The organism is Methylobacterium sp. A52T (genome assembly GCF_053346095.1).
In genome coordinates, this window is sequence record NZ_JBKFBI010000131.1 from 1 (window position 1) to 17,857 (window position 17,857).

General features: G+C 73.0%; 19 protein-coding genes and 1 pseudogene. 9 read left to right on the forward strand and 11 right to left on the reverse strand.

What is annotated here, in order from left to right:
- From ACLBYE_RS24180 to ACLBYE_RS24200, 5 genes and pseudogenes are all read right to left on the reverse strand, one after another.
- Nucleotides 1-287, reverse strand: a pseudogene (locus ACLBYE_RS24180) (hypothetical protein); the annotation flags it as partial.
- A gap of 187 nt (nucleotides 288-474) precedes the next feature.
- Entirely contained in the window at nucleotides 475-1,815 is a 1,341-nt protein-coding gene (locus ACLBYE_RS24185) for an AmpG family muropeptide MFS transporter (protein ID WP_447696121.1), read from the reverse strand.
- A gap of 65 nt (nucleotides 1,816-1,880) precedes the next feature.
- Nucleotides 1,881-5,477, reverse strand: a complete 3,597-nt coding sequence (gene mfd, locus ACLBYE_RS24190; RefSeq protein ID WP_447696122.1) for a transcription-repair coupling factor — start codon at nucleotides 5,475-5,477, stop codon at nucleotides 1,881-1,883.
- Nucleotides 5,478-5,870: 393 nt separating this feature from the next.
- On the reverse strand, nucleotides 5,871-6,101 hold the full coding sequence (locus ACLBYE_RS24195) for a hypothetical protein (RefSeq protein ID WP_020093287.1): 231 nt from the start codon (nucleotides 6,099-6,101) through the stop codon (nucleotides 5,871-5,873).
- 25 nt (nucleotides 6,102-6,126) lie between these two features.
- The gene (locus ACLBYE_RS24200; protein WP_020093288.1) at nucleotides 6,127-6,423 is read right to left on the reverse strand and encodes an FAD assembly factor SdhE; all 297 of its coding nucleotides are present in this window, start codon (nucleotides 6,421-6,423) and stop codon (nucleotides 6,127-6,129) included.
- Between the two features lie 190 nt (nucleotides 6,424-6,613).
- Here ACLBYE_RS24200 and ACLBYE_RS24205 point away from each other — a divergent pair, with 190 nt between their 5' ends.
- From ACLBYE_RS24205 to ACLBYE_RS24215, 3 genes are all read left to right on the forward strand, one after another.
- Nucleotides 6,614-7,591 carry a quinone oxidoreductase family protein gene (locus tag ACLBYE_RS24205; protein ID WP_447696123.1) on the forward strand — a complete coding sequence of 326 codons (978 nt, stop codon included), beginning with the start codon at nucleotides 6,614-6,616 and terminating at the stop codon, nucleotides 7,589-7,591.
- A gap of 9 nt (nucleotides 7,592-7,600) precedes the next feature.
- Nucleotides 7,601-8,227, forward strand: coding sequence for a bifunctional nicotinamidase/pyrazinamidase (pncA, locus tag ACLBYE_RS24210; RefSeq protein ID WP_447696124.1), 627 nt, complete (start codon nucleotides 7,601-7,603; stop codon nucleotides 8,225-8,227).
- A gap of 99 nt (nucleotides 8,228-8,326) precedes the next feature.
- A complete protein-coding gene (locus ACLBYE_RS24215; protein ID WP_056523028.1) occupies nucleotides 8,327-8,527 on the forward strand; it encodes a hypothetical protein in 201 nt (66 codons plus the stop codon).
- A 48-nt stretch (nucleotides 8,528-8,575) separates the two neighbouring features.
- Here ACLBYE_RS24215 and ACLBYE_RS24220 read toward each other — a convergent pair whose 3' ends face one another.
- From ACLBYE_RS24220 to rimO, 3 genes are all read right to left on the reverse strand, one after another.
- Nucleotides 8,576-8,800 carry a hypothetical protein gene (locus tag ACLBYE_RS24220; RefSeq protein ID WP_447696125.1) on the reverse strand — a complete coding sequence of 75 codons (225 nt, stop codon included), beginning with the start codon at nucleotides 8,798-8,800 and terminating at the stop codon, nucleotides 8,576-8,578.
- Between the two features lie 285 nt (nucleotides 8,801-9,085).
- Nucleotides 9,086-10,168, reverse strand: coding sequence for a DNA polymerase IV (gene dinB, locus ACLBYE_RS24225; RefSeq protein WP_020093293.1), 1,083 nt, complete (start codon nucleotides 10,166-10,168; stop codon nucleotides 9,086-9,088).
- 210 nt (nucleotides 10,169-10,378) lie between these two features.
- Nucleotides 10,379-11,725 (reverse strand): 30S ribosomal protein S12 methylthiotransferase RimO, encoded by a 1,347-nt coding sequence (rimO, locus tag ACLBYE_RS24230; RefSeq protein ID WP_447696126.1) that lies wholly within the window; start codon nucleotides 11,723-11,725, stop codon nucleotides 10,379-10,381.
- A 360-nt stretch (nucleotides 11,726-12,085) separates the two neighbouring features.
- On the opposite strand from rimO, the gene pabB reads away from it, so the two are divergent.
- The 6 genes from pabB to ACLBYE_RS24260 all read left to right on the forward strand — a co-directional run bounded on the left by pabB (nucleotide 12,086) and on the right by ACLBYE_RS24260 (nucleotide 16,406).
- Complete coding sequence (gene pabB, locus ACLBYE_RS24235; protein WP_447696127.1) at nucleotides 12,086-13,471, forward strand: aminodeoxychorismate synthase component I; 1,386 nt, start codon at nucleotides 12,086-12,088, stop codon at nucleotides 13,469-13,471.
- Nucleotides 13,468-14,082: an anthranilate synthase component II gene (locus ACLBYE_RS24240; RefSeq protein ID WP_447696128.1), complete on the forward strand. Its 615-nt coding sequence runs from the start codon at nucleotides 13,468-13,470 to the stop codon at nucleotides 14,080-14,082. Before pabB ends, ACLBYE_RS24240 begins: the two co-directional genes overlap by 4 nt.
- The gene (locus ACLBYE_RS24245; RefSeq protein WP_447696129.1) at nucleotides 14,069-14,920 is read left to right on the forward strand and encodes an aminotransferase class IV; all 852 of its coding nucleotides are present in this window, start codon (nucleotides 14,069-14,071) and stop codon (nucleotides 14,918-14,920) included. The genes ACLBYE_RS24240 and ACLBYE_RS24245 overlap by 14 nt, the downstream gene beginning before the upstream one ends.
- Nucleotides 14,917-15,435, forward strand: coding sequence for a DoxX family protein (locus tag ACLBYE_RS24250; RefSeq protein ID WP_447696130.1), 519 nt, complete (start codon nucleotides 14,917-14,919; stop codon nucleotides 15,433-15,435). Before ACLBYE_RS24245 ends, ACLBYE_RS24250 begins: the two co-directional genes overlap by 4 nt.
- A gap of 126 nt (nucleotides 15,436-15,561) precedes the next feature.
- The gene (locus tag ACLBYE_RS24255) at nucleotides 15,562-15,744 is read left to right on the forward strand and encodes a hypothetical protein (protein WP_447696131.1); all 183 of its coding nucleotides are present in this window, start codon (nucleotides 15,562-15,564) and stop codon (nucleotides 15,742-15,744) included.
- 116 nt (nucleotides 15,745-15,860) lie between these two features.
- The gene (locus ACLBYE_RS24260) at nucleotides 15,861-16,406 is read left to right on the forward strand and encodes a YciE/YciF ferroxidase family protein (protein ID WP_447696132.1); all 546 of its coding nucleotides are present in this window, start codon (nucleotides 15,861-15,863) and stop codon (nucleotides 16,404-16,406) included.
- Nucleotides 16,407-16,475: 69 nt separating this feature from the next.
- Here ACLBYE_RS24260 and ACLBYE_RS24265 read toward each other — a convergent pair whose 3' ends face one another.
- The 3 genes from ACLBYE_RS24265 to ACLBYE_RS24275 form a co-directional block, all read right to left on the reverse strand.
- Complete coding sequence (locus ACLBYE_RS24265) at nucleotides 16,476-16,805, reverse strand: hypothetical protein (protein WP_447696133.1); 330 nt, start codon at nucleotides 16,803-16,805, stop codon at nucleotides 16,476-16,478.
- A 133-nt stretch (nucleotides 16,806-16,938) separates the two neighbouring features.
- Entirely contained in the window at nucleotides 16,939-17,316 is a 378-nt protein-coding gene (locus tag ACLBYE_RS24270; RefSeq protein ID WP_447696134.1) for a hypothetical protein, read from the reverse strand.
- Between the two features lie 130 nt (nucleotides 17,317-17,446).
- Nucleotides 17,447-17,857, reverse strand: a 411-nt coding sequence (locus ACLBYE_RS24275) for a MazG nucleotide pyrophosphohydrolase domain-containing protein (protein WP_447696135.1), incomplete at its 5' end; no start/stop codon positions are given.

Here is a 17,857-nt window from a genome sequence, read left to right on the forward strand (position 1 = left end):
GCGGCCGGCCCGGCCGCCGCGACGGACTCCGCCTCGGGGCGGGCCGGCCCCTGCGGGTGGCTGAACACGGCCCAGCCGGCGAGGCTCACGCCGGTGAGGGCGATGAGCGTCGTCAGCCGGGCGCGGCGACGGGCGCGCCGCATGGCGCTCGGGTAGGGCGCCCGGGTGCGGACGACCGGGTCGTAGGCGGTCTCGACGTAGCTGGGGCGCGGGGGCGCCGGTCGCCGGGGTTCCGCGCTCGGATACGCGGTCTGGAACGCGGCGAGGGACAACGCAGCCTGGGCCATTCGGGAACTCGCGTACGCGCTTCCCCTGGGCAGCCGCCGCCGTTCGCCCGCGAGAGCCGTTCTCGCGCGCGTGGCCCGGGTCACCCGTCTGGGGAGGACATCAACCGTCCACCCCATTAAGCCGTGCTGTGGTTAATCCCCGCTAAAGAGACAGTTTCCGCGGGCGTTCCCGTGTTGGGACACAGCCTCAGGTCGCCGATCCGGGGGCCTCCGCCGGAACCTCCATCGGCCCGTGCCGGCGCGCGACCAGCAGGCAGAGCAGGGCCACCGGCACGCCGATGAGGGACGTGCCGACGAAGAACCACGCGAAGCCCGTCCACTCGATCACGAAGCCCGAGAACCCGGCGAGCAGGCTGCCGGGCAGGGCGCAGAGTGAGGTCAGCAGGGCGTACTGGCTCGCCGCGTGGGCGGTGGCCGAGAGCCGCGACATGTAGGTGATCAGCACGATCGACGCGAAGGCGTAGGCGAAGCCGTCGATGCCGACGGTCAGCGCGAAGGTCCAGAACGCCGCCCCGCCGTGGCCGCCGTGCCAGGCGAGGTAGGCCAGCGCGAGGTGCGAGGCCGAGGCCGTCACGGTGCCGATGAGCAGGCTCGCCATCATGCCGATCCGCGGGATGATGGCGCTCGCCAGGAAGGTGCCGCCGAGCGCGATCCAGAAGCCGAACAGCTTGGTCACGGTGGCGATGTCGGTGTTGGAGTAGCCGAGGGTCTTGAACAGCGGGATCGCCATGGCGTTCGAGACGTAGCCGGGCATCCGGAAGCCCGCGACCAGCGCCAGCACCGGCAGGGCGAGCGGCCCGAGCCGGGCGAGGAGATCGCGGATCGGTGCCCAGACGGTCTCGACGAAGCCGCCGGTGGCGGGGGTCTCGGGGGCGGGGGGCTCGGGCGCCAGCAGCGCCGCGACCGTGCCGGGGGCCATCAGCGCGGCCATGCACAGGTAGGCCACGCGCCAGCCATACGCGTCGGACAGGTAGAGCGCGCCGGCGCCGGCCGCGAGGTTGCCGATCCGGAAGCCGATCTCGGCCCAGGACGACATCAGCGCCTGCTGCTCGGGCGGCGCGGCGGTGATGCGCCAGCCGTCGATCACCACGTCCTGGGTGGCGCCCGCGACGCCGAGCGCCAGGGAGAACGCCACCGTCCAGGCGAGCCAGTGGGCCGGGTCGCCGAAGGCGACGCCCGCGAGCGCCAGGGCGACGAGGATCTGCGTGGCGACGATCCAGCCGCGGCGGCGCCCGAGCCAGCGGCCGATGAGCGGCGCATCGTGCCGGTCGAGGAACGGCGCCCAGAGGAACTTGAGCTTGTAGGCGATGGTGAGCTCGCTCATCAGCCCGATCGTGGCGAGCGGCACCTTCGCCTGGACGAGCCACGCTGACTGCGTCGCGTAGACGAGCAGGAACGGGATGCCCTGCGCGAAGCCGAGCCCCAGCACCGCGGCGACGCGCCGGTCGGTGAACAGGGGCGCGAGGAAGGCGCCCGGCGCGGCCTTCACCGGCTCGGGCGCGCCGGTGATCGGCGCCGGGTCTGCCATCCACGCGTCTCCTCACGCCGCCCCGCAGGATGAGGGGTCTCGCCGGGGCGCGACGCCCCCGCCCCTCACGCCGCCTTCTTCCCCCGCTCGGCGATCTTCACGAGGCTGCGCAGCACCTCGGTGGCGGTCTTGAGCCGGGCCGGGACCGTGGTCAGCTCGCGGACGAACACGACGCTCATGTCGGGTCGCACCTTCGCGAACGAGGCCTGCTCGGCCACGTAGGTCACGAGCCCCTGCGGGTTGGCGTAGGACCGGTCGCGGAAATGGACCACCACGCCCTTCGGCCCGGCCTCGACCTTCTCGACGTTCGCCCTGAGGCAGAGAATCTTGATCGTGCCGATTTTGAGGAGTTGCTCCACCTCCGGCGGCAGCGGCCCGAACCGGTCGATCAGCTCGGCGCCGAAGCTCTCCATCTCGGCATCGTCCTGGATGGTGGCGAGCCGCCGGTAGAGGGCGAGCCGGACGCCCAGATCCTCGACGTAATCCTCCGGGATCGTGACCGGCGCGCCGAGCGCGATGGTCGGCGACCACGCCTCCTCGGGCACGTCCTCGATGCCGGCCTTGAGCGCCGTCACCGCGTCCTCCAGCATCTGCTGGTAGAGCTCGTAGCCGACCTCCTTGATGTGGCCCGACTGCGCGTCGCCCAGCAGGTTGCCGGCGCCGCGGATGTCGAGGTCGTGGGACGCGAGCTGGAAGCCCGCGCCCAGGGTGTCGAGGCTCTGGAGCACCTTGAGGCGCTGCTCGGCCTGGGCGGTGAGCTGGCGGTTCGCCGGGGTCGTGAACAGCGCGTAGGCGCGCGCCTTCGAGCGCCCGACCCGGCCGCGCAGCTGGTAGAGCTGCGCGAGGCCGAACATGTCGGCCCGGTGGACGATCAGCGTGTTGGCGGTGGGGATGTCGAGGCCCGATTCCACGATCGTGGTCGAGAGCAGGACGTCGAACTTGCCCTCGTAGAAGGCGGTCATCACGTCCTCGAGCTGGCCCGCCGCCATCTGGCCGTGGGCCACCGCGACCTTGATCTCGGGCATCTCGGCGTCGAGGAATTTCTTGACCTCGGCCAGATCCTCGATCCGCGGGACCACGTAGAAGGACTGGCCGCCGCGGTAGCGCTCGCGCAGCAGGGCCTCGCGGATGGTCAGGGGATCGAACGGCGTCACGAAGGTGCGCACCACCAGCCGGTCGACCGGCGGGGTCGCGATGATCGAGAGCTCGCGCACCCCCGTCATGGCGAGCTGCAGCGTGCGCGGGATCGGCGTCGCCGAGAGCGTCAGCACGTGAACGTCCGCCTGGAGCGCCTTCAGCCGCTCTTTGTGGGCGACGCCGAAATGCTGCTCCTCGTCCACGATGATCAGGCCGAGGTCCTTGAAGGCGATGTTCTTCGCCAGGAGGGCGTGGGTGCCGACCACGATGTCGACCGTGCCGGCGATGAGCCCGGCGCGGGTCTGCTTCATCTCCCCCGCCGAGACGAAGCGGGAGAGCTGCGCCACCTGGACCGGCAGCCCTTTGAAGCGCTCGGCGAAGGTCCGGTAGTGCTGGCGGGCCAGCAGCGTGGTCGGAACGATCACCGCCACCTGCTTGCCGGAGATCGCCGCCGCGAAGGCGGCGCGGAGCGCCACCTCGGTCTTGCCGAAGCCGACATCGCCGCAGACCAGCCGGTCCATCGGCCGGCCGGCATTGAGGTCGTCCAGCACCGCGTCGATGGCGTTGGCCTGGTCCTCGGTCTCCTCGAACGGGAAGCGGGCGGCGAACTCGCCGTAGAGCCCCTCGGGCGCCTGCAGGGAAGGGGCCTTCCGGACGAAGCGCTGGGCCGCGACCTTGATCAATTCGCCCGCCATCTCGAGGATGCGGCGCTTCATCTTGGCCTTGCGGGCCTGCCACGCGCCGCCGCCGAGGCGGTCGAGGGCGACCTCGGAATCCTCCGAGCCGTAGCGGGTCAGGAGCTCGATGTTCTCCACCGGCAGGAGCAGCAGGCCGCCGGTGTATTGCAGCTCCAGGCAATCGTGCGGGGCGCCGGCGGCGTGGATCGTCTTGAGGCCCACGAACCGGCCGATGCCGTGGTCGGCGTGGACCACGAGGTCGCCGGGCTGGAGCGCCTGCACCTCCAGGATCACGTCCTGGGGCCGCTTGGCCTTGCGCTTCTGGCGGACCAGCCGGTCGCCCAGGATGTCGCCCTCGGAGACGACGGCGAGCTCGCCCGCGGTGAAGCCCGCCTCCAGGCCCCAGACCGCCACGGCCGCGTCGGTGCCGCGCTTGAGCGCGTACACGTCGGTGAGCCGGGTGATCGCCACGGGCTTCCTCAGGCCGTGATCGGTGAGCACGCCGCAGAGCCGGTCGCGGGAGCCGTCGGACCAGGCTCCCAGGATCACGTGATGACCGGATCCCTGGAGATCGCGGATATGCGCCACCGCGGCGTCGAACACGCTGGCATTCTCGTCGGCCCGCTCGGGGGCGAAGCTCCGTCCGGCCTTGGCGCCGCAATCGATCACCGCGCGCTCGGACGATTCGGGCTGCGCGAACGGGGTCAGCCGCGCCACGGTGGCGGTGCCGATCCGCTCCTTCAGCTCGTTCGGCGTCAGGTAGAGGGCGCGGGGCGGCAGGGGCTTGTAGGGGGCGACGCCGGGCTGCGGCGTCTTCATCGCGCCCTCGCGGGCCTGGTAATAGTCCTGGACGAGCGCGATCCGCTCGGCGGCGGCGTCCTCCACCTGCGGGTCGAAGACCAGCGGCACGCCGCCGAGATAGTCGAACAGCGTGTCGAGGTGGTCGTAGAACAGCGGCATCCAGTGCTCGAGGCCGGCGTAGCGCCGCCCCTCGCTCACCGTCTCGTAGAGCCGGTCGTCCCGCGTCGCCGCCCCGAAGCTCTGGATGTAGTTCTGGCGGAAGCGGCGGATGGTCTCCGTGGTGAGCTGGACCTCGCTCATCGGCATCAGGTCGAGCGAGCGGAGCTGCCCGGTGGTGCGCTGCGTCTCCGGGTCGAAGGCGCGGATCGATTCCAGCGTGTCGCCGAAGAAGTCGAGCCGGATCGGGGCCGGCAGGCCGGGGGGCGACAGGTCGAGGATGCCGCCGCGGACCGCGTACTCGCCGGTATCGCGCACCGTCCCGGTGCGCAGGAAGCCGTTGGCCTCGACCCAGGCCACGACGTCGTCCATCGACACGACGTTGCCGATCGCCGCCGAGAACGCCTCCTTGGCGATGTGGGCGCGGGGCGGCACCCGCTGCACCAGGGCGTTGACCGTGGTGCAGAGGATGCGCGGGCGGTCCTCGGCCGAGCGGGTGCGGGCGAGGCGGGCGAGCGCCGTCATCCGGGCGGCGGCGACCGCCGTCGTCGGCGAGACCCGGTCGTAGGGCTGGCAGTCCCAGGCCGGCAGGCTCATCACGTCCATCTCGGGCGCGACGAAGCCCAGGGCCGCCTGGAAGGCCGCCGAGCGCCCGGAATCGCGCGCCACGTGGACCAGCACCGCCGGCGCGTCGACGGTGGGCGCCAGGGCGCGGGCGAGGTCGGCGAGCGCCAGCGCGTCGAAGCCCTCCGGGGCGTTCGCCAGGACCGGGCTGTCGCCGCGCTTGAGGGCGTCGATCGCCCGGGCGAGCGCGGAGGATTTCGGCAGCGCGAAGCGCGCGACCTGCGGCTTGGCGGCGGGGGCGGGGGGCTTCGGCTGAGGCTTGGCCATCGGGTCTTTCGCGGGAAATCCCGCCGGGCGCGTCCGGGGAGGAGGTCGGGTGGCGTTAGCCGATCGGGCCGCCGCGATAAAGCGTCCCCGCGGTCACGGCCGAACGCACCCTATATGGCGGTTCTGCCCCGGCATGGAACGGCTGTTCGGCCGCGCTTCGGGGACACGCATGGGCCGGCCCGGAGCACCTTGCGGATCGGCCTCTCCCAGGGCGGAAGAGACGACCCCATCGTCTTTGCGCGCGCAGCGAAGCCATCCAGCAGCGCCGCACCTCCGGACGTCGCGCTGCCCTGGGTCACGTCGCTGCGCTCGTGATGACGGAGCGGGCCGCATCGGCCGAGCGCTCCGATCGGATGCGACGGAAGCCCGCGGCTTACGCCCCTCAGGCGCCCCTCAGGCGTCCGGCCCGACGATCTCGGCCAGCGCCGCCTCGACCCGGCCGCGGAAGAAGTCCGCGTTGGGCATGTGCTCGGTCATCGCGGCGGCGCGCGCCGTCGCCTGCCGCAAGATCTCGGCGCGGAGTGCCGGATCGGAGCGCTCCATCATCTCCAGCATGATGCGCACCACCAGCTCGGTGGCGATCGACCGGGCCGGGTGGTCGTAGTTGGGCTTCGGTTCGTCCATCGCGGGCTCTCTCGACCGGTCGCTCTCAGGAGTGGATCGGCGCGTCGTGCCGGTGGAACGCCCGCACCCGCCGCCAGACCGACGTGTCGTAGTTCGTGGGCGTCTCGACCTCGCCGGTCAGCCACTTGAACAGGTCGCGGTCCGGCACCTCGATCAGTGCCTCGAACTGGTCGAGCTCCGCCTCCGAGAGGTCGCCGATCTCGGCATCGGCGAAGCGGCCCATGATCAGGTCCATCTCGCGGATGCCCCGGTGCCAGGCGCGGTAGAGGAGGCGGCGGCGGCGCGGATCGAGGTCGGCGCTCGTGCGGGTGGTGCCGGACATGGATGTCGGACCTCGGCTCAGGGACTGGCAGGGCCTAGATAGGCGCCCGGGACCGGCGGATCCAGAACGGGGCCGCGGCCGGGCGGGCTACAACCGGCGGGCGAGGGGCCAAAAACGAATTGCCTCCGGCGGGCGGTCCGTTATCTCGGGCTGCAACGCCCCGGACGGGGCGGCGAGCGGGAGTCCAACGATGCCGAAGGCGATCCGGGTCTACGAGTACGGCGGTCCCGAGGTGATGCGCTTCGAGGACGTGCCCCTGGCCGAGCCGGGCCCCGGGCAGATCCGGGTCAGGCAGGCCGCCATCGGCGTCAACTTCATCGACATCTACTTCCGCACCGGCGCCTACAAGTCCCCGCACATGCCCTACACCCCCGGCAAGGAGGGCGCCGGCACCGTCACGGCGGTGGGCGAGGGCGTGACCCAGTTCAAGGCCGGCGACCGGGTCGCCTACGGCTCGGTGGCGGACGGCTGCTACGCCGAGGAGCCGGTGATCCCGGCCTCCGCGGCCGTGCCGATCCCCGACGGCGTCGACGAGAAGACCGCCGCCGCCATGATGCTCAAGGGCCTGACCGTCGAGTACCTGCTGCACCGGACCTACGCGGTGAAGCCCGGCGACACGATCCTGTGGCAGGCCGCCGCCGGCGGCGTCGGCCTGATCGCGTGCCAGTGGGCCAAGCACCTCGGCGCCACCGTGATCGGCACCGCCGGCAGCCCCGAGAAGGCGGAGCTCGCCAGGCAGAACGGCTGCGACCACGTCATCCTCTACCGCGAGGAGGACGTGGCCAAGCGCGTGCGCGAGATCACCGGCGGCAAGGGCGTGCCGGTGGTCTACGACGGCGTCGGGCAGGCGACCCTGATGGGCTCCCTGGACAGCCTCGCGCCGCTCGGCCTGCTGGCGAGCTTCGGCTCGGCCTCCGGGGCGATCACCGGGCTCGACCTCGGCCTGCTGGCCCCGCGCGGCTCGCTCTACGTGACCCGCCCGACGCTCGCGACCTTCTCGTCGAACCGCGCCACCCTGGAGGAGGCGGCCGCCCGCCTGTTCAAGGTGGTCCGCGACGGCGCGGTGAAGATCGCCGTCAACGCCACCTACCCGCTGGCCGAGGCGCAGCAGGTGCACCGCGACCTCGCGGGCCGGGAGACCACCGGCTCGATCGTGATGCTGCCGTAGGGACCGGCCGTGACGCCCGGCAGCGCCGACCTGCTCCTCGTCGTCGACGTGCAGGTCGACTTCCTGCCGGGCGGGGCGCTCCCCGTCCCGGGGGGCGACGCGGTGATCGGCCCGATCAACGACCTCCAGCACCGCTTCCGGCACGTGGTGCTGATGCAGGACTGGCATCCGGCGGACCACGTCTCCTTCGCCGAGACCCATCCGGGGCGGGCCCCGTTCGAGACCGTGACGCTGCCCTACGGGCCGCAGGTGCTGTGGCCGCGCCACTGCGTCCAGGGCAGCCGCGGGGCCGCCTTCGCGCCGGACCTCGCCACCGACCGGGCGAGCCTGGTGGTGCGCAAGGGGCTGGATCCGCGGGTCGACAGCTACTCGGCGTTCCTGGAGGCCGACCGGGCCACGCGCACCGGCCTCGCGGGGGCGCTCCGGGAGCGCGGCATCACCCGGGTCGCGGTGTGCGGCCTCGCCACCGATTTCTGCGTCGCCTGGAGCGCGCTCGACGCGCGCGACGCGGGGTTCAACGTCCTCGTGGTGGCGGACGCGGTGCGCGGGATCGACGTCGACGGGTCGCTCGCGCGGGCCTGGGCGCGGATGGAGTCGGCGGGCGTCCGCCGGATCGCGGCGGCGGAGATCGGCTGAGGGCACGCGGGGACCGGGAGGCGAACCGCCGCACGCCGCGCGGGAGACCGGCCCCGCGCCGACGCGTTGGCCCGACATCAGCACCCGACAGGAGCCTGCATGTCATCCAAGCACCCGAAGACCGACACGCCCACGGACGCCGACCTCAAGGGCAATCCCGGGATCGGCACCTCGAAGGGGATGAGCGGCGCCGACCCCGCGGATCTGCAGGCGGATTCGACCTTCGAGGGCGACGTCGACAACGAGACGAAGCTCGACGGCGGCGTCGACCCGGACCACCGGCCGCGCAAGAACGCGTGACCGAGAACGCGTGACCGGATGCCCGGGCCGGCGCGGCCCGGGTCGCTCTCAGCGACTGCGCGCCGGCGCCTTCGGCAGCTGCGGTGCAGGGGCTGCGGGCTTGGCGCTCGGGCCGCCTGCCGGAACGTAGATCTGGGCCGGGCTCGCGGTGTAGCCCCGGAGCTGGGCCGCGTTGGCGGCCCCGAAAGCGGATGTGCCGTCCGCGCGGGCGGCGCCCGCCGCGAGGGCCGACAGGAGCGCGGCGGCCAGGGCCAGGCGGGCGTGCTTCGGCATCGACAGGATCCTTGTGTTCGCGCGGGCTCGAGAAACCCTGATCCGTACCGGATCGCTCCGCTCTGCGATCGACCCGGCCTTCCCGACGTGCGGAACCGCACAGGCCCCGTGTCGTGCATGACGGCGGCGGCTCAATCGCTCTCCGGTTGATCGCTTCCCCACCGTCGTCGTTGCGAGCGCAGCGAAGCAATCCAGGGCCAGCGCCGCGCTGACCGATGTCCTGCTGCCCTGGGTCACGTCGCTGCGCTCGTGATGACGGAGCGTGGGCCTGCCCCGGAGGCCGTGTCAGAGCGCCAGCCCGAGCTGGAGCGGCGCCTCGGGCGCGTCCTGCGCGAAGCCCGACAGCGACACCCCGATCAGCCGCGCGCTGCGGCGCAGGGGGAACAGGCCGGCGAGCAGGTCGAGGCCGATCCGCTCCAGGGCGGCCCGGTCGGCCACCGGCACGGCGAGGGACTTCGCCCGGGTGACCTGCGCGAAATCCGAGAACTTGAGCTTCAGGGTCACGGTCCGGGCGCGCATGCCCTTGGCGTCGGCCCCCGCCCAGACCTTGTCGAACAGCGGCGCCAGTCGGGCGGCCAGGACCTCGAAGGCGGCCGTGTCGTCCGAGAAGGTGGTCTCGGCCCCGATCGACTTGCGCACCCGGTGGGCGCGGACCGGCCGCGCGTCGATCCCGCGGGCGACCGCGTGGTAGTAGGCGCCCGCGGAGCCGAAGGTCTCGCGCAGGCGCTCCGGCGTCCAGGCGCGCAGATCCGCCCCGGTCTCGATCCCGAGCCGCTTCATCTTCGCCTCGGTGACCGGGCCGACGCCGTGGAACCGGCCGATCGGCAGTGCCGCCACGAAGTCCGGCCCCATGGCGGGGGTGATGACGAACAGGGCGTCGGGCTTGCGGTGGTCGGACGCCACCTTGGCGAGGAACTTGTTGTACGAGACCCCGGCCGAGGCGATGAGCCCGGTGCGCTCCAGGATCTCGGCCCGGATCGCCTTTGCCACGGCCGTCGCCGTCGGGAGGCCCAGGAGGTTCTCGGTGACGTCGAGATAGGCCTCGTCGAGGGCCACCGGCTCGATGATGGCCGTGTGCCGGGCGAAGACCGCCCGGATTTCCTCGGAGACCGCCCGGTAGACCTCGAAGCGCGGCTTCACGAACAGCAGGTCCGGGCACAGCCGCCGCGCGGTGGCCGACGGCATGGCGGAGCGGACGCCGAATTTCCGGGCCTCGTAGCTCGCAGCGGCCACCACCCCGCGCTCCCGGGAGCCGCCCACCGCCAGCGGCCGGCCGCGCAGCGACGGGTCGTCGCGCTGCTCCACGGAGGCGTAGAACGCGTCCATGTCGATGTGGATGATCTTTCGGAGCGCGACCTCCGGATCCATCGCCGCCTCGGGTCCCGACCAAGTTCCTGATCTGTTCCGAAAGACCGCGCGGGGCGGGCGGGGTCAAGCCGCGCCGGGCGCGGCGTCAACAGGAGTCCGATCCGCGCCCGTCATCGCGAGCGCAGCGAAGCGACCCAGGGAAGCCGGACATTTCTGAGCGCAGCGCATCCCTGGATTGCTTCGCTGCGCTCGCAAAGACGGAGCCTGCCTTCAGGCCACGCTGCCGTAGAGATCGTAGGCCTCGGCCCGGTCGATCTTCACCGTGACGATGTCGCCGACCCGCACCGGGCGCCGGAACGCGGCGTGGACATTGCCGTCGATCTCCGGCGCGTCGGCCTTGGACCGGCCCCGCGCGACCCCGCCCTCGACGGAATCGACGATGACGGGCAGCCGCTTGCCGACCTTGGCCCGCTGCAGCCGCAGCGCGATGCCGTTCTGGGTCTCCATGAACCGGCGCTTGCGCTCGGCCTTCACCGTCGGCGGCACGAGGTCGCCCAGCGCGTTGGCGGTGGCGCCCGCCACCGGCTCGTACTCGAAGCAGCCGACCCGATCGAGCTTCGCCTCCTGAAGCCAGGCCAGCAGCTCCTCGAACTCGGCCTCGGTCTCGCCGGGGAAGCCGACGATGAAGGTCGAGCGGATCGCGAGGTCCGGGCAGGTCTGCCGCCAGCTGCGGATCCGGTCGAGCTGGCGCTCCTGGTTGCCGGGGCGGCGCATGCGCTTGAGCACGGAGGGGCTCGCGTGCTGGAGCGGCATGTCGAGGTAGGGCAGCACCTTGCCCTCGGCCATCAGCGGGATGACCTCGTCCACGTGCGGGTAGGGGTAGACGTAGTGCAGCCGCACCCAGGCGCCGAGCTCGCCGAGTTCCTTGGTGAGGTCGTAGAACTTCGCGCGGACCTGCCGGTCGCGCCACGGGCTCTCACTGTAGCGGATATCGACGCCGTAGGCGCTGGTGTCCTGGCTGACGACCAGCAGCTCCTTCACGCCGGCCTTCACCAGCTTCTCGGCCTCGCGCAGCACGTCGGCGGCGGGGCGGCTGACGAGGTTCCCGCGCAAGGATGGGATGATGCAGAAGCTGCAGCGGTTGCTGCACCCTTCCGAGATCTTCAGGTAGGCGTAGTGGCGCGGGGTGAGCTTGATCCCCTGCGGCGGCACGAGGTCGAGGAACGGGTCGTGGGCCGGCGGCACCGCCTCGTGGACGGCCGCCACCACCGACTCGTAGGCCTGGGGCCCGGTCACCGCCAGGAGGTCGGGGTACTTCTCGCGGATCTCCTCCGGCTGCGCGCCCATGCAGCCGGTGACGATGACCCGGCCGTTCTCCGCCATGGCCTCGCCGATGGCCGAGAGCGACTCCGCCTTGGCCGAATCGAGGAAGCCGCAGGTGTTGACGATCACCACGTCGGCGCCGTCGTGCCGGCGGGCCAGCTCGTAGCCCTCGGCGCGCAGGTGGGTGAGGATCCGCTCGGAATCGACCAGCGCCTTGGGGCAGCCCAGCGAGACGAACGAGATTTTCGGGGCGGCGCCGGGAGCGGGGCCGCGGGGGGCGGGCGTGGCGGTCATGGCATTCGGGTCGGACGGTCCGGCCGGGCGGCGATCGGCCGCCCGGCGCGCGGGACCAGGAATTCGGGGTCGGGCACCTATACAGGCTCCCGCGCCTCCGCGCGAGGCCGGCCGCCGCAGGGGTGACCGGCCCTGCGCGCGAGCCTGGGCCCGGGCGCGGATCCTATCGTTACGGCAGAGCTTTACGGCGGGCTCCTCAGACCCCACATCAGGCCTGGGCGGCGCCGCCCTGCGCCCCGGACACGGCCCGCCCGCGCGCGGCGGCGGGGCCTGCGTGGAACTGCCGCTTCCCCCGCGGCATCGCCTGTGCGACGGCAGCGCACGACGCACAGCTCGAGGATGGCGGCCCCGAACCCGGTCATGTGGACCCGAGAGATCCCCTTCATCGATCCCGTCGCGGCGGCGGCCCGGCTGCGCGCCCTGCCCGGGCTCGCCTTCCTCGACAGCGCCATGCGGCACGACCCGCTGGGGCGGCACTCGATCGTGGCCGCCGACCCGTTCGCGCGGTTCCGCTACCGCGACGGGCGCGCGACCCTCGACGGGAGGCCGGTGGCGGGCGGCCCGATGGCGGCGCTCCGAGCCTGCCTCGAACCCTACCGGCTAGAGGCCGGGCTAGAGGCCGGGCCGGAGCCGTTCCCCGGCGGGGCGATCGGGTACCTCGCCTACGACCTCGGCGCGGCGCTGGAGCGGGTGGCGCCGCCCGCCCGGCGGGCGGGGCTCACCGACGACATCGCGCTGAACCTCTACGACACCGCGCTGGTCGTCGACCACGCCGCCGGCACGGGCCGGCTCGTCGCCACGGGTTTCCCCGAGACCGCGCCGGACGCGCGACGGGCCCGCGCGGAGGCGCGGCTCGCCCGCTTCGCCGACCTGCTCGGCGGCGCGGAGCCTCCGGTCCCGACCGCCGCACGGCCGGCCCAGCCGCTCGCGTGGCGCTCGAACTTCGATCGACAAAGCTATGAGAAAGCAGTCGAAAAGGTCCGCGCCTACATCCGGGCCGGCGACATCTACCAGGCCAACATCGCCCAGCGCTTCACCGCCGACCTGCCGGCCGGCTTCGACCCGTTCGCCCTCTACCGGCGGCTGCGCGAGACCAACCCGGCGACCTTCGGGGCCTACCTGGAACAGGAGGGCCTGACCGTCGCCTCGTCCTCGCCGGAGCGGTTCATCCGCCTCGACGGGCGGCACGTGGAGACGCGCCCGATCAAGGGCACCGCCCGCCGCCTCGCCGACCCGGCGGCCGACCGGGCGGCGGCCGAGGCGCTCCAGGCCAGCGTCAAGGAGCGGGCCGAGAACGTCATGATCGTCGACCTGCTGCGCAACGACCTGTCGCGGGTCTGCCGGCCGGGCAGCGTCGCCGTGCCGACCCTGTGCGGCCTGGAGACCTACGCCAACGTCCACCATCTGGTGTCGGTGGTGACCGGCGACCTCCGCGACGGGCTCGACGCCCTCGACCTCCTGGAAGGGACCTTCCCGGGCGGCTCGATCACGGGCGCGCCGAAGATCCGCGCCATGGACATCATCACGGAGATCGAGGGCGACGCGCGGGAACTCTACTGCGGCGCCATCGGCCGGATCGGCTTCGACGGGGCGCTCGACACGTCGATCGCGATCCGCACCGTGTTCATGGACGACCGGCAGGCGATCCTGCAGGCCGGGGGCGGGGTGACGCTGCTGTCGGAGCCGGGCCCGGAATACGACGAGACCCTGGCCAAGGCCGCCCGGGTGTTCGAGGCCTTCGCATGATCCTCGTCCTCGACAATTACGACTCCTTCGTCTTCAACGTCGTCCGCTACCTGGAGGAGCTCGGCGAGACGGTCCGGGTCGTGCGCAACGACGCGCTGGACGTGCCGGGCATCCGGGCGCTGGAGCCGGAGGCCCTGGTGGTCTCGCCCGGGCCCTGCACCCCCGCGGAGGCCGGGATCTCCCTGCCGGCGATCCGCGACCTGTCGGGCGCGGTGCCGATCCTCGGCGTCTGCCTCGGCCATCAGGCGATCGGCGCGGCCTTCGGCGGCACGGTCGCGCGGGCACAGCGCCCCCTCCACGGGCAGATGACGCCGATCGCCCATACCGGCGAGCGCCTGTTTTCCGGAATCCCGGCGCCGATGCCGGTCGGGCGCTATCACTCGCTGGTCGTGAATCCCGGCCCCGACATGGACAAACACCTCTCGGTCGACGCGGTCTCGCAGGAGGGCGAGGTGATGGCGCTGTCGCACCGGACCCACCCGACCTACGGCATCCAGTTCCACCCGGAATCGGTCCTGACCGAGGGCGGCCACGCCCTGTTCGCCAACTTCCTGGATCTCGCCCGCGCGTGGCGGGAGAGGCCGGAGGGGCGCCGCGATGCTGTGGCGTGACGGGGCGCCCCTGCCCGGAACCACGGCTCCGCTCGACCACACCGACCGCGGCCTGACGCTCGGCGACGGCCTGTTCGACACCGCACTGGCGCTCGGCGGCCGCGTCGCCTTCGAGGACGCCCATATCGCCCGGCTCGTGGCCTCCGCGGAGACGCTGGGGATCCCGGCCGAACCCGAGCGGATCCGTGCGGCCATGCGGGACCTCGCGGGGCAGGGGGAGCGGCTCGCGATCCGGACCACGCTGACGCGCGGCTCCGGCCCGCGCGGCCTGAGGCCGCCGGACGCGCCTAACCCGACCCTGTTCGCCACCGCGGCCGCGAGCGCCAGGGCCGCGTCCTTCGCGCCCCTGCGCCTGTGGCCGACGGCCATCGCCCGCAACGACACCTCCCCCGCCGCCCGCCTGAAGACGCTGGGCTATCTCGACGCGGTGCTGGCCGCCCGCGAGGCCGCCGCCGCGGGGTTCGACGAGGCGCTGTTCCGCAACACCCGGGGCCGCGTCGCCTGCGCGGGCACGGGCAATCTCTTCGCCCTGTTCGGCACCGATCTGGTGACGCCGCCGCTCGGGGACGGCGTGCTCGCCGGCATCGTGCGGGCGGAGGTGCTGGGTCTCGCCGCCGGGTGCGGGCTGCGGGCCGAGGAACGGTCGCTCGCCCTGCCCGATCTCCTGGGCGCGGAGGCCGTGTTCCTGACCAACTCCCTCCGGCTCCTGGCCCCCGTGACGGCCGTCGGCGACACGGCCTTCTTAAGCGCCGGCCACCCGGCGGTGACCCGCCTCACGGAGGCCCTGCGCGCCCGCGTGGCGCAGGCCTGCGGCGTCACGGAGGACGCGGTCGCGTGACCGAGGGAGCGATCGAGGCGTCAATCGAGACTTGGCGGCGCCGGCTGCGCTACGCGCTCGCGGCGATCTACGGGTTCATCGGCGTGGTCCACCTCGTGGCGACCGACGCGATGCTGCCGCTCATGCCCGACTGGGTGCCGCAGCCGCGGCTCGTCATCCTGGCGACCGGCCTGTGCGAGATCGCCGGCGCGGTCGGCCTCCTCACCGGGCGGTTCCGCCGGGCGGCCGCGATCGGTCTCGCCCTCTACGCGGTCTGCGTCTACCCGGCGAACCTCAAGCACGCGTTCGGGCACGTCCACGTCGAGGGCATCCCGGATTCCTGGTGGTACCATGGCCCGCGGCTCGCCTTTCAGCCGGTCTTCGTCTGGGCGGCGCTCTGGGCCGGCGGCCTGATCGACTGGCCGTTCGGCGGGGGCCGCAGATCCGCCGAGGCCGCGACCGGGATCTCCGGTGATCCGGCACGGCCGCCGAAAGGTCCGGGACCAGACGCGCCGGCAACCATCCGGGAACCTTGATCACAGGATCCCGGGATCCCCGGATCCCGGCAGGCTTTGATCCCAGGATCCTGGCCGCTCGACCGGCCGGCAGCCGCCGCGCGGGCCGGAAGACCGGTCGGCCCGGCGCCGATACGGGCGGACGACATGCCGAAGCGCCGCGACCCGGGCCGATCGCCCCCGCCTCCGCCGGACGCGGTGCCGGAGACCGTGCCGGACCGCGACGCGGTGGAGCGCGCCCTGGAAACGGTCCTCGACCGCCTGCGCCCGAAGCCGGGCGGCGCGCCGCGGGCCGGCCGGAAGCCGCGGCCGGACGGGGCGGGCGGCTGAGGCCCGAAAGGTTCCTCCACAGGGCGAAGATATCGCCCGGATACGGCCGGCCGGACCGGAGTTCCCCGGAGGACGCCGCCGAACACGGCGCGCGGACCCCAGCGGAGACAGACCGAATGGCCAAGCAGAAGACGCTGCAGGACGCCTTCTACGAGACCCTGAAGGACGTCTACTACGCCGAGAAGCAGTCGGTGAAAGCCCTCAAGAAATCCGCCCGGGCGGCGGAGCACGACGACCTGCGCCAGGCCTTCGAGACCCATGCCGAGGAGAGCGCCCAGCAGGTCGAGCGCCTGACGCAGGTCTTCGAGATCATCGGGAAGCCGGCCCGGGCCAAGACCTGCGAGGCGATGCAGGGCATCGTCTCGGAGATGGAGGAGGATCTCGACGACTTCGCCGACAGCCCGGCCGCCGACGCGGTGCTGGCCGCCTGCGCCCAGGCGGTGGAGCACTACGAGATCGCCCGCTACGGCACCCTGAAGACCTGGGCGGCCCAGCTCGGCTACGCGGACGCCGCCGCGCTCCTGGACGAGACCCTGCAGGAGGAGAAGCGGACCGACGCGCTGCTCTCGAAGATCGCCGAGTCGATCAACGCCGCGGGCGAGCCCGGCGGGGCGGAGCCGGACGCGGAGGCGTCGAAGGGCAGGGGGAAGAAGGCCGCCTGACCGCGTTCCGGCCGCGCGGGCGGGCCGGCGCCTCCGGGCGCCGGTTCGTCGCGGCCCGGGCCGGCGGCGTCAGTTCGCCTTCTCGATGGCGCTCAGCGGCGTCCAGTAGCAGCGATCCTGCGTGTCCTTCAGGGCGAGGCAGCCGTAGCTCATCGTCCGGGATTCGAGCCGGACCTCCTCGCCGGGCTTGAACGACCGGCACTCGCCGCTGGCGAGGCTGCCCTGCAGCAGCTGGCCGAAGCCGGATTCGTCGCCCGCCATGACCAGCTTGAACAGGCGGTCCGTGACCTCCTGGGTGTGGCAGCCGAACCGCTCCTGGAGGATGGTCTCGGCCGCGGCCGGCCGGGACAGGGCGGCGGTGACGGCGAGGGCGGCGAGGACGGGCAGGGCGAAGCGCATGCGCGGAACATATCCGCGCGCCGCGACGTGTCGAGCCCTCGGCGCGCGGGGGAGCCGCGGAGGATCGCCGCGGGGATCGCCGCGGGCATGCCCGGCGCGGGTCGCGGCGCGGCCGAGCACGTGCCGACCTGCGCTAAACGGCGACGGGCCTGACTACGACGTCCTCGGCGTAGACGAGGGTTGCCATGACACCGGACCGGATCCGATCGAAGACCGCGTCGAGATCCCCGACACTCTGCATCAGCACGGCGCACGAGAGGGCGACGATCTGCGGGGTGCGCTCCGTCCCGTCGGCGAGGAACTCGCGGATCGCGTCGACGAGGGACGCGGTGGCGTCCGCCTCCTCGGTGGCGCCGAGGACGTGCAGGCAATCCTGCCGCAGGGACGCGAGATCGCCGTCCACGACCGAGACCCATTGCCGGCCGTGATCGTAGATGAGCCAGCGCACCGATCCCGCCGCCACGGGGGCCAGTCCCGCGAGATAGCGCTGAGCGGCTGCGTCGTCGAACATGGCACGGGTTTAGCGCCCGCCCTCCGGAACGCCAACGCGTCGGATCACCGTTCCGGAGCCCGACGGATCCGCCGCGACGGGCCGGCATCTCGGGCCGCGAGCGGGCGGGCAGCGCGGCCTGACAGCGCCGCTACGCCTGTCCCGCCGCCTCGTCGCGCTTGGCCGCCCGCCACGCCACCTCCATGGCGGCGAGGTCGGAGCGGCCGAGGGCGCCCCCGGACGCCGCGAGATGGCGCGCCATGGCGGCGAAGCGGCGCTCGAACTTGGCGGTGCCGTCGCGCAGGGCCGTCTCCGGGTCGATCCCGGCGTGCCGCGCGAGGTTCGCCACCGAGAACAGGAGGTCGCCGATCTCCTCGGACAGGGCCTCCGGGTCGCCCGCCGCCAGGGCCTCGGCGACCTCGTCGGTCTCCTCGCGGACCTTGTCGACGACCTGGGCGGCGTCGTCCCAGTCGAAGCCGTAGGCGGCCGCCCGCCGGGAGATCTTCTCCGCCCGGGCGAGGGCCGGCAGCGCCCCCGGGGCGGCCCCGGGGGGGGGCGGGGG

What these genes read in the sequence shown, in the direction of transcription:
- ACLBYE_RS24205 (WP_447696123.1), top strand. Translation starts at nt 6,614, where the DNA reads ATGCCGAAGGCGATCCGGGTCTACGAGTACGGCGGTCCCGAGGTGATG.
- ACLBYE_RS24255 (WP_447696131.1), top strand. Translation starts at nt 15,562, where the DNA reads ATGCCGAAGCGCCGCGACCCGGGCCGATCGCCCCCGCCTCCGCCGGAC.
- mfd (WP_447696122.1), bottom strand. Translation starts at nt 5,477, where the DNA reads ATGGCCAAGCCTCAGCCGAAGCCCCCCGCCCCCGCCGCCAAGCCGCAG.
- dinB (WP_020093293.1), bottom strand. Translation starts at nt 10,168, where the DNA reads ATGGATCCGGAGGTCGCGCTCCGAAAGATCATCCACATCGACATGGAC.
- ACLBYE_RS24185 (WP_447696121.1), bottom strand. Translation starts at nt 1,815, where the DNA reads ATGGCAGACCCGGCGCCGATCACCGGCGCGCCCGAGCCGGTGAAGGCC.
- rimO (WP_447696126.1), bottom strand. Translation starts at nt 11,725, where the DNA reads ATGACCGCCACGCCCGCCCCCCGCGGCCCCGCTCCCGGCGCCGCCCCG.
- ACLBYE_RS24220 (WP_447696125.1), bottom strand. Translation starts at nt 8,800, where the DNA reads ATGCCGAAGCACGCCCGCCTGGCCCTGGCCGCCGCGCTCCTGTCGGCC.
- ACLBYE_RS24265 (WP_447696133.1), bottom strand. Translation starts at nt 16,805, where the DNA reads ATGCGCTTCGCCCTGCCCGTCCTCGCCGCCCTCGCCGTCACCGCCGCC.
- ACLBYE_RS24240 (WP_447696128.1), top strand. Translation starts at nt 13,468, where the DNA reads ATGATCCTCGTCCTCGACAATTACGACTCCTTCGTCTTCAACGTCGTC.
- ACLBYE_RS24245 (WP_447696129.1), top strand. Translation starts at nt 14,069, where the DNA reads ATGCTGTGGCGTGACGGGGCGCCCCTGCCCGGAACCACGGCTCCGCTC.
- pabB (WP_447696127.1), top strand. Translation starts at nt 12,086, where the DNA reads ATGTGGACCCGAGAGATCCCCTTCATCGATCCCGTCGCGGCGGCGGCC.
- ACLBYE_RS24195 (WP_020093287.1), bottom strand. Translation starts at nt 6,101, where the DNA reads ATGGACGAACCGAAGCCCAACTACGACCACCCGGCCCGGTCGATCGCC.
- ACLBYE_RS24270 (WP_447696134.1), bottom strand. Translation starts at nt 17,316, where the DNA reads ATGTTCGACGACGCAGCCGCTCAGCGCTATCTCGCGGGACTGGCCCCC.
- ACLBYE_RS24260 (WP_447696132.1), top strand. Translation starts at nt 15,861, where the DNA reads ATGGCCAAGCAGAAGACGCTGCAGGACGCCTTCTACGAGACCCTGAAG.
- ACLBYE_RS24215 (WP_056523028.1), top strand. Translation starts at nt 8,327, where the DNA reads ATGTCATCCAAGCACCCGAAGACCGACACGCCCACGGACGCCGACCTC.
- ACLBYE_RS24200 (WP_020093288.1), bottom strand. Translation starts at nt 6,423, where the DNA reads ATGTCCGGCACCACCCGCACGAGCGCCGACCTCGATCCGCGCCGCCGC.